The sequence below is a fragment of the Bacillus sp. FSL M7-1020 genome (assembly GCF_038050415.1).
Lineage (GTDB): Bacteria > Bacillota > Bacilli > Bacillales > Bacillaceae_G > Bacillus_A > Bacillus_A toyonensis.
This window is the reverse complement of sequence record NZ_JBBOTW010000001.1, coordinates 4,513,217-4,526,649: the sequence shown is the minus strand read 5'-3', so window position 1 is coordinate 4,526,649 and position 13,433 is coordinate 4,513,217. Positions and strand designations below refer to the sequence as shown.

General features: G+C 36.7%; 16 protein-coding genes. 9 read left to right on the top strand and 7 right to left on the bottom strand.

Annotated features, from left to right (window positions below; translation table 11 throughout):
* Window positions 1-12: 12 nt before the first annotated feature.
* Window positions 13-591: a YhcN/YlaJ family sporulation lipoprotein gene (locus tag MHB70_RS23395; RefSeq protein ID WP_000744137.1), complete on the bottom strand. Its 579-nt coding sequence runs from the start codon at window positions 589-591 to the stop codon at window positions 13-15.
* Window positions 592-709: 118 nt separating this feature from the next.
* On the opposite strand from MHB70_RS23395, the gene MHB70_RS23390 reads away from it, so the two are divergent.
* Window positions 710-1,012, top strand: a complete 303-nt coding sequence (locus MHB70_RS23390; protein ID WP_000435941.1) for a YutD family protein — start codon at window positions 710-712, stop codon at window positions 1,010-1,012.
* Window positions 1,013-1,022: 10 nt separating this feature from the next.
* Here the strand turns inward: MHB70_RS23390 and MHB70_RS23385 are convergent, their stop codons facing one another.
* The 4 genes from MHB70_RS23385 to glpX all read right to left on the bottom strand — a co-directional run bounded on the left by MHB70_RS23385 (window position 1,023) and on the right by glpX (window position 3,681).
* Window positions 1,023-1,544, bottom strand: coding sequence for a GNAT family N-acetyltransferase (locus MHB70_RS23385; RefSeq protein ID WP_000935789.1), 522 nt, complete (start codon window positions 1,542-1,544; stop codon window positions 1,023-1,025).
* An 11-nt stretch (window positions 1,545-1,555) separates the two neighbouring features.
* A complete protein-coding gene (locus MHB70_RS23380; protein WP_001174592.1) occupies window positions 1,556-2,053 on the bottom strand; it encodes a hypothetical protein in 498 nt (165 codons plus the stop codon).
* A 373-nt stretch (window positions 2,054-2,426) separates the two neighbouring features.
* Window positions 2,427-2,693: a DUF3055 domain-containing protein gene (locus MHB70_RS23375; RefSeq protein ID WP_000392613.1), complete on the bottom strand. Its 267-nt coding sequence runs from the start codon at window positions 2,691-2,693 to the stop codon at window positions 2,427-2,429.
* Between the two features lie 16 nt (window positions 2,694-2,709).
* Complete coding sequence (glpX, locus tag MHB70_RS23370; protein WP_061530577.1) at window positions 2,710-3,681, bottom strand: class II fructose-bisphosphatase; 972 nt, start codon at window positions 3,679-3,681, stop codon at window positions 2,710-2,712.
* A gap of 147 nt (window positions 3,682-3,828) precedes the next feature.
* Here glpX and MHB70_RS23365 point away from each other — a divergent pair, with 147 nt between their 5' ends.
* The 4 genes from MHB70_RS23365 to MHB70_RS23350 all read left to right on the top strand — a co-directional run bounded on the left by MHB70_RS23365 (window position 3,829) and on the right by MHB70_RS23350 (window position 6,507).
* On the top strand, window positions 3,829-4,269 hold the full coding sequence (locus MHB70_RS23365; protein WP_000273998.1) for a DUF86 domain-containing protein: 441 nt from the start codon (window positions 3,829-3,831) through the stop codon (window positions 4,267-4,269).
* Window positions 4,270-4,355: 86 nt separating this feature from the next.
* Complete coding sequence (locus tag MHB70_RS23360; RefSeq protein WP_000503334.1) at window positions 4,356-4,988, top strand: helix-turn-helix transcriptional regulator; 633 nt, start codon at window positions 4,356-4,358, stop codon at window positions 4,986-4,988.
* 108 nt (window positions 4,989-5,096) lie between these two features.
* Window positions 5,097-5,861: a TIGR01457 family HAD-type hydrolase gene (locus tag MHB70_RS23355; RefSeq protein WP_000276473.1), complete on the top strand. Its 765-nt coding sequence runs from the start codon at window positions 5,097-5,099 to the stop codon at window positions 5,859-5,861.
* A 115-nt stretch (window positions 5,862-5,976) separates the two neighbouring features.
* A complete protein-coding gene (locus MHB70_RS23350) occupies window positions 5,977-6,507 on the top strand; it encodes a hypothetical protein (RefSeq protein WP_000289891.1) in 531 nt (176 codons plus the stop codon).
* Window positions 6,508-6,540: 33 nt separating this feature from the next.
* Here MHB70_RS23350 and MHB70_RS23345 read toward each other — a convergent pair whose 3' ends face one another.
* Window positions 6,541-7,122, bottom strand: a complete 582-nt coding sequence (locus MHB70_RS23345) for an NAD(P)H-dependent oxidoreductase (RefSeq protein WP_000683445.1) — start codon at window positions 7,120-7,122, stop codon at window positions 6,541-6,543.
* Between the two features lie 286 nt (window positions 7,123-7,408).
* On the opposite strand from MHB70_RS23345, the gene MHB70_RS23340 reads away from it, so the two are divergent.
* The 3 genes from MHB70_RS23340 (at window position 7,409) to MHB70_RS23330 (ending at window position 11,741) form a co-directional block, all read left to right on the top strand.
* The gene (locus MHB70_RS23340; RefSeq protein ID WP_001021168.1) at window positions 7,409-8,197 is read left to right on the top strand and encodes an ABC transporter ATP-binding protein; all 789 of its coding nucleotides are present in this window, start codon (window positions 7,409-7,411) and stop codon (window positions 8,195-8,197) included.
* Window positions 8,181-10,754: an FtsX-like permease family protein gene (locus MHB70_RS23335; protein ID WP_061530576.1), complete on the top strand. Its 2,574-nt coding sequence runs from the start codon at window positions 8,181-8,183 to the stop codon at window positions 10,752-10,754. Before MHB70_RS23340 ends, MHB70_RS23335 begins: the two co-directional genes overlap by 17 nt.
* Window positions 10,755-11,261: 507 nt before the next feature.
* The gene (locus tag MHB70_RS23330; RefSeq protein ID WP_000351182.1) at window positions 11,262-11,741 is read left to right on the top strand and encodes a GNAT family N-acetyltransferase; all 480 of its coding nucleotides are present in this window, start codon (window positions 11,262-11,264) and stop codon (window positions 11,739-11,741) included.
* 26 nt (window positions 11,742-11,767) lie between these two features.
* Here the strand turns inward: MHB70_RS23330 and MHB70_RS23325 are convergent, their stop codons facing one another.
* Complete coding sequence (locus MHB70_RS23325; protein WP_000665097.1) at window positions 11,768-12,259, bottom strand: phosphatidylglycerophosphatase A family protein; 492 nt, start codon at window positions 12,257-12,259, stop codon at window positions 11,768-11,770.
* 120 nt (window positions 12,260-12,379) lie between these two features.
* Here MHB70_RS23325 and yutH point away from each other — a divergent pair, with 120 nt between their 5' ends.
* Complete coding sequence (gene yutH / locus MHB70_RS23320) at window positions 12,380-13,381, top strand: spore coat putative kinase YutH (RefSeq protein WP_000614220.1); 1,002 nt, start codon at window positions 12,380-12,382, stop codon at window positions 13,379-13,381.
* The last annotated feature ends 52 nt before the right edge of the window (window positions 13,382-13,433 follow it).

The following is a 13,433-nucleotide window of genomic DNA, read 5'->3' as shown; positions in this document are numbered from 1 at the left end:
TCTCCACCTGTTTTACTTTTTAATCATATCATTTAAAGTCTGATCCTCTGTATTGTTCAAATGAGGATTTTTACTCATTTCCCGTTTTAACATATCGAGGCTTTGCGTATATTCTGTATCATTTAATGCACCAGATTGCAGTCCTTGAATTTGAGAAATCAACTTTTGGTCTGTCGATACATATGCTTTATAATAGCGAGGAACGATGGACAAAGCAGCTTTATATACTTGATCCGCTACGAGTTTCGGATCCGTTGTGTTTGCACGGTATACAACAAATACTTCATCATCGGTAACGAGCGTAGCAGCGTTTGTAACGTCAGGAAGTTTGACTGTCATGCTTGTAATCATTTCAGCAACTTTCTCACGGTTAATGGCCCCTACTTGTTTGTTAGATACTTCATGCTTTTGTTTAGATGAATAACCGACTCTCGTTAATCGTGTATTTGTATTTTCCGTATGATACATGTCGTTTTTGTTGGAAACAAGAACACGGCTTCCTTCCTCACGTTCCATTTCGGCTTTATTCGTTGATTGGCAGCCTGCAAATAGGGAAAGAGTGAGAAGGGAAAGTAAAATTTGTTTTTTCACGATGTATCACCTCCTTCTCCATAGCATGTACTAATTTGCAATTTTTTGTATTTGAAATTGTTGGTTGTTATGCTTTGTGATACGATAAAAAGAAGAATGCTTAGAGAGGAAGTTAATGATGGAGCAAAAGCAAGAAATTCATGCTACGGTGAGCATTAATAATGTTCAGTACGAAGTAATTAAAAACTTTCGTGACGGTTTTAGTGAAGAAGCATTTAAAGAGCGCTATGCAGAAATTTTAAATAAATATGATTATATCGTTGGAGACTGGGGATATGAGCAACTTAGATTGCGCGGATTCTTTGATGATAGTAACCAACGTGCGACATATGATACGAAAATTAGTACTTTATCAGAGTATTTATACGAGTACTGTAACTTCGGTTGTGCACACTTCGTATTACGAAAAGTGAAGAAATAAAAAAATCCTCTTACGATTGTAAGAGGATTTTTTCATAGCAATTATACCAGTTGTGAGGAGGCTGTTTACTTTCAAAATAAACAGCACCTCGGCAAATATAATCGTTTTTTTCATATAGACTTAATGAAACCGGATTGCGAGTAAAGCAATCTAGGCGTATGCCATTGTAACCTTTCCGTCTTGCTTCACTTTCCCAAAAAGATAAAAGTACTTTACTATATCCTTTTCCTTGCGAGAGAGGATGGATAACGAAAGAGTGGACGATAAGAAAGCGTCCGTCTGTTTCTGACCAATCAATTCGTTTATATTCGGGAGACTGCCACTCGTTTAACACGACAGCACCAACGAGTGAATCATCCTCAAACAAGCAATAGAGTTCATCTTGTTCTAAGTGATAGGAAATATGTTCTCGAGCTGGATAAGAATCATCCCATTGGTAAATTTGATTTTGTAAGAGCGCTTTTTTACATTCTGTATACATTCTATCTAATCCTTCTAATAAATCCATCGTACCTTTTCTCACGTTTAGCATGAGGCACCTCCTTATAAACAAATTGAAATATAATCGCCTTCAGAGAGTTGTTTATTTGGTTTCATTTGTTGTCCGTTCAATTGAATATCCCCACTTTTAATTTTATCCACAATGGTAGTACGGCTCCAATCTGAAATATATGTGGATAACACTTTATCAATTCGGTGGGAGCCAAAAACGATGTCTAATACAATCGTGATTTCAACTATGCCACTTTCTTTATGTTGTGTCATAGAAATGGTAGTAGTCGTTTCTGTTTGGTCTTGCTGAATCATATCGATTGTTTCCACATGATCAGTAAATGATTTATAAATGCGCAGTTTTTGATTCCACGTATGATCGTTCGGGCATTTATAAATGGCAAAGCGGTATATGTTTTTTCCATTGGCGTTATGCCTGCGAATATTCGTATCAGTAAATAGGGTATTACGTCCGCAATTTTTACAATATTTTTCGATTGTGTTTTGCTGATTTTCATATAAACTCCAAGAAAGTTGTACTTTCTGCATTTTCCTTCACCTCTTATAGTAGTGGTAAAGGAACGTAATACAGCTATTTGGATGTCTTGTAGTATGAAGACATGAGAAGTAGACAAAAATAAAAGGAGGTTCCCCAAAGAGGAACCTCCGTAAACATCATACTACAGATGCGTTACGTTCCTTTGTAATGGGAATGGGCAGACTACTCCCTTGAAAAAGCACGGTGCTTTTTTGAGAGTAATGCTATCCAATTGCTGGTCCATTACAAAGTAAATGTTGGCATACGTAGATAACGTCCTTTCTATCCAAATAGATTTGTACATAAGTATACCACGAGAGATTGAAAATTCAAAATAATTACAGTGAAAAAACACCAGCTAAAATAGCTGGTGTTTGAGATAAGTTATATAAGTTCAAATAAAAATGAGCGTAATTCTTCTGCAATTTCTTCAGTCATAGAAAATGCGTGCTCTAAGTAGCCTGGTTCGTTTAAATCGTCAGGACCGATGATTGCAAATTTATTGCTCTGCATATCAAGGACAATTGTTTTACCGTAATGACGATCGGAGTATAAAAGCGCTAAATCATGACGCTCATTTTCTCCCATAAAGCTAACGAAACGAGTTTTTGTAGCGACAGTATCGTCGTACAGAAAGAAACGTTCTTCCATACACATGGCTCCTTTATTAAATATCTAAGTTTAAGTGTGGTTTATGATCTAAATGGTGATGCGTTTTAATGAAACGTACTGTTCTTGTTTTGTAACGCATAACGATAGAATATGTTTCAGCTAAATCTCCGCCTAGGAATTTCACGCCGTCTAATAACTCACCAGCAGAAACACCTGTTGCTGAGAAGATTGCATCATCACCAGATACTAAGTCATCTAACATAAGAAGTTGACGAGGATCTTCTAATCCCATTTCACGACAACGAGCTTCTTCTTCTTCGTTCATTGGAACTAAGCGAGCTTGCATTTCACCTTCAAGGCATTTTAATGCTGCTGCAGAAATAACGCCTTCTGGAGCTCCGCCAACACCTACGAATAAGTCGATACCTGTTCCAGGTAGTGCTGTTGCGATTGATGCACCAACATCGCCATCACCAAATAATTTCACGCGAGCCCCTTTTGCACGAACAAGGTCAATAATATCTTGATGACGTTCACGTTCTTGAATGATAACTGTTAGATCACGAATCTTTTTATTGTTAGCTTCTGCTACAATTTCAATTGTTTTTTCAATTGGATCATCTAAGCTAATTTTACCAGCTGCTTTTGGACCAACCGCGATTTTTTCCATGTACATATCAGGAGCGTGAAGAAGGTTTCCTTTATCTGCGATTGCGATAACTGCCATTGCATTTGCAAGACCTTTTGCAACGATGTTTGTACCTTCTAATGGATCAACGGCTATATCTACTTCTGGACCGTTACCTGTTCCTAGTTCTTCACCAATATATAACATCGGTGCTTCATCAAGTTCTCCTTCACCAATTACAACTGTACCTGCCATGTTTACTGAATCGAACATATCACGCATAGCTGTAGTTGCTGCATCATCTGCTTCATTTTTCTTTCCGCGGCCCATCCACTGTGCGGATGCTAATGCTGCTGCTTCTGTTACACGGACAATTTCTAGTGCGAGTTCACGTTCCAAGATTTCATTCCTCCAATTTCAAAAATCATACAAATATAACTATAACAAATAACGGAGAAAAGGTGAATTCGAAAAATTGTCGATTTTTTCAGAAGAAAGCGTTACAATTAAAATGTAAATGCTTTAATTTCCAGGTAGGTGACATGAATGTACTTCGTAGACAGAAAAAAAATAGAACAAATGCTAGTATGTTTAGAACGAGCAACAAATACATTTCAAGAGAAGAAGATATATGAAACCGAGTTTGAATTTTATGCATTAGAGCGCATAGCCCATCTTATGATTGATACTGTATTAGATGTAGGGAATGCGATGATTGATGGATTTATTATGCGCGATCCAGGAAGCTATGAAGATATTATCGATATTTTAATGGATGAGCGAGTGATAAGTGCAGAAGAAGGACAAGGAATGAAAGAAGTTATCCTTCTTCGAAAAATGCTTACGCAAGATTATATTCAAATGAATCATGATGAATTATATAAGACGATTCAAAAACATATTGCAGTGGTAGAGAACTACCCAGCAAATATTCGCAGTTATTTAGAGAAGGAATTAGGGCCTGTATCTGCATTTGTACCAGAATAATTATGCTTATGAGATCCCCGGGAATACCTTTTGGGGATCTTATATTGTATGTGAGAAAGAAAAGGGAAAAGGGAGAAGGGTAAAGCATGGGGGAAGCACGCACTACGAAAGACGAGATTGTCCAATTGTTGAAAGTAAAGGGAGAGCATACGGTAGCAGAATTAGCTGACGTTTTAGAGATTACAGAAATGGCGATCCGAAGACATTTAAGTAATCTTGAGAAAGATGGGTTCATTTATTCTAAGATGGTCAGGCAACATGTCGGAAGACCAACTTATTTGTACGGGTTAAGTGAAAAGGGAGAAGATACATTCCCGAAAGAATATAAGCAATTTGCGATTGATATGCTAGAAGATTTAGCTCGAATGGGCGATGAAAAAATACTTCGTTACGTTTTGAAAGAAAGAACGAAGCGAATGGAAGAAAAATTGCAAAAGAGAATCAGTAATCAAAAGAACTTAGCATATAAAGTGCAAGAGGTAGCAGCAATGCAAGAGAAAAATGGTTATATGGTTCAAATAAAGAGAGATGGAGAGAACTCTTTCGTAATTGAAAAGCAAAACTGTCCGTTAAAGGAAATTGCAGAGAGATTCCCGCAAGTATGTGCAGATGAAAAAGAGATGTATAAGCGTTTATTTGCGAATGCAGATGTAAATACGCTAGCAAACATGTGCGAGGGTGATTGTAGTTGTTCTTACCAAGTAAAAGAGAAAAAATGAACGTTCTGGGGCGCTTTAAGGTAAAGCGTTTTTTTCTTTTGGAAAAGGGGGTAATATAAGAGTGGTATGATAGATGAGAACTCTAGCATAGAAGGAGAGACATAATAGATGTATAAAGGTTATCTAATTGACTTAGACGGTACGATGTATCGTGGTGAAGAACAAATTGAAGAAGCAAGCGACTTCGTGAAAGCATTAGGAGAGCGTGGCATTCCGTATTTATTCGTTACGAATAACTCAACTCGTAAACCAGAACAAGTTGCAGAAAAACTTGTTCGTTTCGATATTCCAGCGAAAGCAGAGCAAGTATTCACAACGAGTATGGCGACAGCGAATTTCATTTATGAACGTAAACAAGATGCAACTGTATACATGATTGGTGAAGAAGGCTTACATGATGCTCTTGTGGAAAAAGGATTTGAACTTGTGGATGAAAACCCTGATTTCGTTGTTGTTGGTTTAGATCGTGACATCACATATGAAAAATTAGCAAAAGCATGTCTTGCTGTACGTAATGGTGCAACGTTTATTTCTACAAATGGAGATATTGCTATTCCAACTGAGCGTGGATTATTACCAGGTAACGGTTCATTAACATCAGTTGTTACAGTATCAACAGGTGTGGAGCCAATCTTTATCGGAAAACCAGAATCAATCATTATGGAACAAGCGTTAAAAGTGCTTGGCATAGGAAAAGATGAGGCATTAATGGTTGGGGATAACTACGATACGGACATTTTAGCGGGAGTAAATGCTGGTATGCATACCCTTCTTGTCCACACTGGAGTCACAACTGTGGAGAAGTTAACAGAATACGAAGTTCAACCGACGCAAGTTGTGCATAACTTGACGGAGTGGATTGAGAAGATGTAATGAAATGCAGGTAACCGGAAGAGGTTACCTGTTTTTTTATGCATAATTGCATATGTACTATAAGTATATAAAATGTAAAATTTAAATGTAATGATGTAAGGGGGAGAGAATAAGAATGTACTGGATGTCATGTATTATGTTTGTTTTTACATTATGTGTTTTGTTTTTTATTCTATGGAAGATATATAAAATAAATGAAATGAAAAAAAGCGCGGGAAAGCTTATTGCAGCATATCCTCGGGTGAAACGACGTTGGATTGCCTTACTTGGACCAGCGTACTTTATCGGACAATGTATGTATATATATGCTCAATACGTAAGTGGTGATATTGGCACACTTGAACAGTTTCTCATTCAGTCAGGTAGTTATGCTGTAGCAAGTTGTTTTATGACTTTAATAGCGACCCATCTTATTAAAAGTGTAAAAATATATGAAAAAGGTGTAGTAGACGGATTAAACTTTTATTCATACGAAGAATTGAAAGGCTATAAAACATCAACATGGGAAAATCCAAAAGAAAATATATTTTTATATCGAGGGCGAGAAAAAATGAATGACAATGTGAATTTACTTATTAGACAGGAAGATATGAATGAATTAGAAAGCATTCTTCAAAGGTATATTCCGAAATTAATGATGAAATGAAAAACTCCGGTTGTTAAAGCCGGAGTTTTTTTATTAAAATGCACGATTCACAACATCTTTAACCTCTTCAAGATATTGTTTACGCACACTGTCATCCACAGAAGGAACACTTGTATAGAATGTATGCTCAAGTGTTTCAATGCCTGTAAATTCAAAAATACCAACATCTGCTGTTTTTTTCATTGCATCAAACATACCGCCTGCTGTGTATACTTCTTCCGAATTTCCCATCGTAGATAATAACAATCCTTTTTTACTGCTTAATAATTTTTCAATACCATTCTCACCGTAAGCATAAGCGAAGCCGTGGCTAAATACACGGTCAACGTATCCTTTTAAAATAGCAGGAAGACCTGCCCACCAAACTGGGTAAATGAATGTAATACTATCAGCCCAAGTGATATGCTTTTGTTCTTCTTTAATATCTTCTGGTGTGTTTCCTTGGGAAAATGAGATGAAATCGGAAGCACCTAATACTGGATTGAAGTTTAATTCATATAAATCACGAACGCGTACTTCATGACCTTTTCCTTCTAATTCACTTTTTACAGTTTCTAAAATTGCATGGTTAAAGCTTTCTGTATTCGGGTGTGCATAAACGATTACATGTTTCATTGTTCTTCCTCCTACTTGTGGATATTTGAATAGTTTTTATATATTCGTGTAACTATTATGGTTACTTTCGTTGCGAGAGTCAACTTTTCTGACGTGAGAAATAGAGTGAAATTTTAATCGGTGGGGGCTATCCATCCCGCACTGATTATTTGCTTACACTAATCGGGCACTTAATGCCGGTTAATATAAATGTTAGTATGTGACAAAAAAATACAAAAAAGTAGGGATTTTGCATTTTTGAATAGAATATATAGATTGGTAAATAGAGAGAGAAGGGGATATCGGGATGAATATTATTGAAATTGAAGGGTTAGAAAAATCGTTTGATATTGGAGATAGTAAAGTAAAGATCTTAAAAGATATTAATCTTCAAATTCAAAAAGGAGATTTTGTTTGTATTATGGGGGCAAGTGGATCGGGGAAAACGACCTTACTTCAGCTGTTAGGTGGATTAGATATTCCATCAGTAGGTAGTATTCGAGTTGATGGTACGGAGATTTCAACATTAAAAGAAAAAGAGCTCGCTTTATTTAGAAGGCATAAAATCGGTTTTATTTTTCAACAGTTTAATTTAATTCCAGTGTTTAATGCGGAGGAAAATGTAGGGTTGCCTTTATTATTAGATAATGTTTCACAAAAGAAGGCAACGGTGACAGCAAATCGTTTATTAGAGCTCGTTGGATTGAAAGGAAAAGAAAAGCATTTACCAGCACAGTTATCAGGTGGGCAACAGCAAAGGGTTGCGATAGCAAGAGCCTTTGCAAATGAGCCAGCTATTATATTAGCTGATGAGCCAACAGGGGCGTTAGATTCAGAAAACAGCAAAAATATTATTGCGGCACTTCGCAATGCATGTGATGAATTAGGGCAAACAGCTGTCATTGTAACGCACGATCCGTTCGTAGCGGCCCATGCTGATAAAGTCGTTTTCTTATTAGATGGTGAGGTGATTCATGAGCATGCTGAAAGTAAAGGATGGAAATTTCGAAATATCCCGCAACAAGTTATCCACATTCAAGAGATTATGAATCGTCACTTTAAAGTAGGAGGTAAAGGTGATGCGATGGGTAATTAAGTATGCGGTAAAATCGATGAAACAAAATTGGTTGCGAAATATGTTGATTGCCCTCGGTGCAGCTTTAGGTGTTATGTTAGCGACGATGTTATTGCTAGGCAATCAATCAGTAGAGCAAAGTGTGAAGGAACAAGTAGTAAGTCGGTATGGAGATTATAATTTACAATTTGGCTATATAAAAAATGATATGTATTTAAATAATGAAAGTTTAAAAGGAATAGATGGCTTAGAAAATGCTGAAAAAATATCAAAAGTACTTATACCATATCCTTTCCCACACTATAAAGAGTTATCGGGGAAACCGTCCTATTGGGGTGTTGAGCAAGATTCTCCAGAAATACATTCTTATAAAATATTTGAAGGTCGATATCCGAAAGAAGGGGCTGAAGTAGCACTAACAAAAGGGTATACAGACCGTGAAAATATACGGGTGGGAGATACAATTAAACTGCCATTCCCACAGCATGGAGAAAAGACTGTGAAAGTCGTCGGTATTTTAAATCCACCGTTAATGGCGGCAATGGGGCATGGGGCTTATTTTCCCATCCATTGGCTTCAAAAAGAATTAAATCTACTAAATCAGTTCAATCTCGTTCAAGTGAAAACAGCCGATGTAAATGTGAAGAGAGCGATTGCTCTTGATGTAAATAAGAAGATAGAAAATATAAAGGTGGACCAACGTACTTATGTAGATAAGGCATTTGAACGACTAAATGTAATGAAGCCATTAATTTTTAGTTTAGGTGGTATTGCCTTATTTGTTGTAGCTCTTTTAATAATGGGAAGTTTCTTCTTATCTGTCAGAAGTCGATTTAAGCAATGGGCATTATTACGTGCACTCGGTAGTAATCCAAATCAAATTATATTAGTCGTCTTATTAGAGGCTTTATGTATTGGGGCAATCGGATCGCTAGCAGGAGTTATTCTTGGAGCAGGTACGCAAACAATCGCTGCATCATTTATTAATAAATGGGTGAATATTGAGGGGGCAGGGAAAGAATCATTCTCGATTTCAGGCGAGATTTTACTCATTACGTTTTTACTAGGAATTGTTATGTCTATTATAGGGGCTATTATACCAGCCTTCATGGTTAGAAAGATTCCACCAGTTCAAGCGCTTAGGCCAGGTCTGCCTAGTAATGAGAAAAAAGAAAAAAGGTGGAGTGCTTTTAGTGGTAGCATTTTAATTATTGGTACTGTTATTGGACTAACGGGTAACGTATTAGAGCGGTATATCGGTTTTAATCCAAGTGCGATAGGTGCGCTGTTATTTGCGGTCGGTTTGTTATTTGCGATTCCGTTATTTATTCGGATGATAGCACCAGTGATTGCAAAACCACTTCAAATGATATTACGAATTGAAACGACGATTAGTAGCCGAAATGTCATTCGTTATCGAAATAAGGCGGCTGTGTCCGTTGCTATATTAGCATTTGGTTTTATGTTAGCACTTGTTGGAACGATGTATGTAAATTCTATGTATGAAGGTATGAAAAAAGGATTACAAAAACATTTACCAGCGGACTTAGTAGTAAGAATTCCGGTAGAGTCGCAAGGAATAGAAACATTACCGTTTAGTTGGATGGAGAAGGTTAGAAAAATTGACGGTGTAGAGGCGAGTGTTGGGAATGCTACAGACTTTACAGCAAAGCTTGTGAATTATGACTTTATAAAAGCGAATCAAGAGTGGTATGAACATGCGAGGAAAAATGATTTTGAACCTGATTTGATGGAAGTTGTGGGAAATGATATTGTCGCGTATCAAAAAGTAACGAGAGCGAAGGTGATTGAAGGAAAAGATTTAAATAAGCCATTACAAGATGGTGAGGGAGTCATTACGAAGGAAACGGCTAAAAAATTAGGGCTTCAGTTGCATGATACGTTTGAAGTACAAGGAAAGGGAAAAGAAAAACAAACGATTAAAGTCGTTTCGATTATTGAGCAAGGATTAAGGTTAAGAGGATCAGATGTTTTCGTAAATGAACAATGGGCTCGCGATAAGTTTCACGTACAAGGATATGAAGCAATTCAAATTATGACTAATTCTAATCAATCATTTGAAGCGATTAAGAAGCAAGTAAAAGAAATTACAAAGAATAAAGAGAATGTAGAAGTTATAAACAGTTATGATTTATTGAAAGAACAAGAGCAGTTATTATCGCAAATGATGATGTTAATTCGCTTGTTAGTTGTAATTGTTTTCATTATTTCTGGTATAGGGTTAATGAATGCGATTGTCTCAAGTTTACATGAAAGACGTGCTGAAATTAGTATGATTCGTGCGGTAGGAGCTATTCCGAAGCAAATGAGACGGATCGTTTTATTAGAGGGAACTTTACTTGGAGCGATAGCTGGTTGTATCGGCATTTTTGGTGGGATTTTGTTTAGCAATATCGTGTTATCAAGCTTAGAGTTAACGGTTATTATTATTCCGTATAATCAAGTTTGCATATTAGCTTTTGCTAGTGTGGTGCTTGGAGCAGGGGCAGCGATGATTGCTTCATTACAATTAAGAAAGTTCAAATTAAGTGATACTTTAAAGGAATTATCGGCATAAAAGATTGCTATACCCCGCTCATACAAAGAACAAAGAAGACAAATAAAATGATGACAATACCAATACCGAAGTTAAATACGAGAGTACTATCCATATATGTAACCTCCTTGTTTTAAAGTGAAAAGCACTCTAGTCAGAGTGCTTTTTATTTTGAATCTCCCGTAACGTACTTCACAACTTTTAGAAAGGGATTCATGCGTGTAAAGAGTTACATTATTTTATGCGTTTATTTTGGGGAATGAGTAAGTCCTTATGAAATATAGAAAAAAGACACTCTTTCGAGTGTCTTTTATGATGACAAAATGTGTCAATTGCTTGAGTTCGATAAGACGCTAATTTCCGTTTTAACGCCTTTTCTTTAATCAAGAAGTGTAGCAACAGCGATTCAAATAAATTGTACCATTTGTGTAATGTTTGTGTGCATGCAATTCTGCATATTTCAATTAGAGGGAAATAAGGTGCGGAGAATGAATGAGTATATAGAACAATTGATAAGGAGAGAGAAGGATGGATATACATAAGTTAACGGTAGAAGAAGCAAATGAGATAAATACATGGACGTACGAGGAACCATATAATTTATATAGTTTTTCAGGCGAGAAAGAAGTGATAGAAGAGCTATTAGATGGAACGTATTATGGCTGTTGTGACGATCAAGGAGAGTTCATCGGCTATTTTTGTTTTGGGGAAAATGCACAAGTACCAGGGGGAAGAGATGCTAATTTATATGGTGGAGAAAATCTGATTGATATCGGACTTGGTATGAAGCCGGCGTTAACAGGGAAAGGAATGGGGAAAGAATTTTTCAAAGCTGGAATAGCGTTTGCCACGAAAGAGTTTAATGCAAAAATGTTTCGATTAAGTGTAGCAACATTTAATACAAGAGCAATTACGCTATATAAAAATATAGGTTTTCAGCAAGGACCTATCTTTTTGAGCCGCGGAAGAGAATTTATGCTCATGGAATATGAAAGACCGTCAGCATAAAACTGACGGTCTAGAAAGCATTATTATTATTCCGAGTGATCAGCTCGGTGCGCTAAACGGCTTGAAGCAGCGGCAGCGATTCCGCCAACGATATCATCAAGGAATGTATGCACTTTGCCAGTTGATTTATCATTTAAGTATTCTAAAATACCAGGTTTTAATTTATCGATATATCCAAAGTTCGTGAAACCGATAGAGCCGTACACGTTAACGATAGAAAGTGCGATAACTTCATCAATTCCGTATAAGCCTTCATCACGTTTTACGATATCTTGTAACGGCGCACTTAACATTCCTTTTTCAGCAAGGACATCGAGTTCGATACCAGTAATTAGTGCGTTTTGTACTTCACGTTTTGATAATACACGCTCAACGTTATAACGGCATTCTGACATCTCTAAATTTGGATGATATTTTTTTTGAAGAAAATGAACAAGTTCAGCAATATCGTCAATTGTTACACCGCGTTCTTGTAATAGTTGTAATGCTCTTTCTTGTAGTTGATTTGATTCTTTCATGTTTATCACCTTTTTTTCTTTTTAGTATTTGTATACGTTTCGTTGCTTTATCATGTGCATAGGAATGAAAGGCGAGCACAAGCTCATATATATAAAGAAAAACCATAGGTGGCGACTGCGATGATTCAGCATATTTATGAGCATTATCACATGCATGTTAAAGAATTAATCCCCCTTGGCCCCTATAAAAGCTTTTGGATTCGCAACAAAATTTATGTACTTGTTCCAATTGGAGAAATGGAGGAAGAAGTACTTGTAGAGATGAAAAAGCTCAGTGACTATATGAACCAGCAAGGGGATATGACTGTAGCGACTTTCGTTCCGACTATACACGGCTACTATGTAAGTGAGATAGAAGAACAAAATTACTGCTTATTAAAAGGTATGCGCACGTTAGAACGACATGCTATGTCATTAGGAAGTGAGCTTTCTATATTCCATAAACGAGGTGCATTCTTTCCAGAAGAAATTGAGCAATTAAGCCGCATTGGTGAATGGAAAGCGTTATGGGAAAAAAGGCTCGATCAATTAGAAAAATTTTGGCAATCACAAGTGATGAACCACCCTACAGACGTATTCGATCAATTGTTTATCGAATCCTTCCCGTATTATTTAGGAGTTGCGGAAAATGCAATTCAGTATGTTGTCGATACAGAGATGGATGATACGCCACAAATGACCGATGCGGCAACAATTTGCCAGGAGCGATTTACACCTTTATTATGGCATCAAACGAAGCGTCTAAAACTTCCTTTTGAGTGGGTGTATGATCATCCCACTCGAGATATAGCAGAATTGATTCGCTATATGATGATTGAAAAGAAGAAAGACTGGGAGCAAACAATCGTTCAATTTGTTACAGATTATGAACGCAATTATTCGCTATCCTCATTTGGTTGGCGCTTATTATTTGCAAGGCTCCTGTTCCCGCTCCACTATTTTGAAACGGTCGAACGATATTATCAAACTGGGAACGAAGAACAAAAAAGTATATATAGAGATCGCTTAGAAGCTATTTTACATGATGTGAACCGCTCTGAGCAATTTATGAGGAATTTTTATGGATCACTTCGTTTGCCAATTGATAAGTTAGGGATTAGAAAATTAGATTGGCTATCTTAAAAGTATAAAAAAGAGACCGATTGAGGTCTCTTTTTTATACCGCAATTGTATG

Bases quoted from the DNA above. Each gene is read 5' to 3' on its own strand.
- MHB70_RS23325 (WP_000665097.1), bottom strand. From the start codon at position 12,259: ATGAAAGAATCAAATCAACTACAAGAAAGAGCATTACAACTATTACAA.
- MHB70_RS23330 (WP_000351182.1), top strand. From the start codon at position 11,262: ATGGATATACATAAGTTAACGGTAGAAGAAGCAAATGAGATAAATACA.
- MHB70_RS23340 (WP_001021168.1), top strand. From the start codon at position 7,409: ATGAATATTATTGAAATTGAAGGGTTAGAAAAATCGTTTGATATTGGA.
- MHB70_RS23390 (WP_000435941.1), top strand. From the start codon at position 710: ATGGAGCAAAAGCAAGAAATTCATGCTACGGTGAGCATTAATAATGTT.
- MHB70_RS23355 (WP_000276473.1), top strand. From the start codon at position 5,097: ATGTATAAAGGTTATCTAATTGACTTAGACGGTACGATGTATCGTGGT.
- MHB70_RS23380 (WP_001174592.1), bottom strand. From the start codon at position 2,053: ATGCAGAAAGTACAACTTTCTTGGAGTTTATATGAAAATCAGCAAAAC.
- MHB70_RS23360 (WP_000503334.1), top strand. From the start codon at position 4,356: ATGGGGGAAGCACGCACTACGAAAGACGAGATTGTCCAATTGTTGAAA.
- MHB70_RS23350 (WP_000289891.1), top strand. From the start codon at position 5,977: ATGTACTGGATGTCATGTATTATGTTTGTTTTTACATTATGTGTTTTG.
- yutH (WP_000614220.1), top strand. From the start codon at position 12,380: ATGATTCAGCATATTTATGAGCATTATCACATGCATGTTAAAGAATTA.
- MHB70_RS23335 (WP_061530576.1), top strand. From the start codon at position 8,181: ATGCGATGGGTAATTAAGTATGCGGTAAAATCGATGAAACAAAATTGG.
- MHB70_RS23375 (WP_000392613.1), bottom strand. From the start codon at position 2,693: ATGGAAGAACGTTTCTTTCTGTACGACGATACTGTCGCTACAAAAACT.
- MHB70_RS23365 (WP_000273998.1), top strand. From the start codon at position 3,829: ATGTACTTCGTAGACAGAAAAAAAATAGAACAAATGCTAGTATGTTTA.
- MHB70_RS23385 (WP_000935789.1), bottom strand. From the start codon at position 1,544: ATGCTAAACGTGAGAAAAGGTACGATGGATTTATTAGAAGGATTAGAT.
- MHB70_RS23345 (WP_000683445.1), bottom strand. From the start codon at position 7,122: ATGAAACATGTAATCGTTTATGCACACCCGAATACAGAAAGCTTTAAC.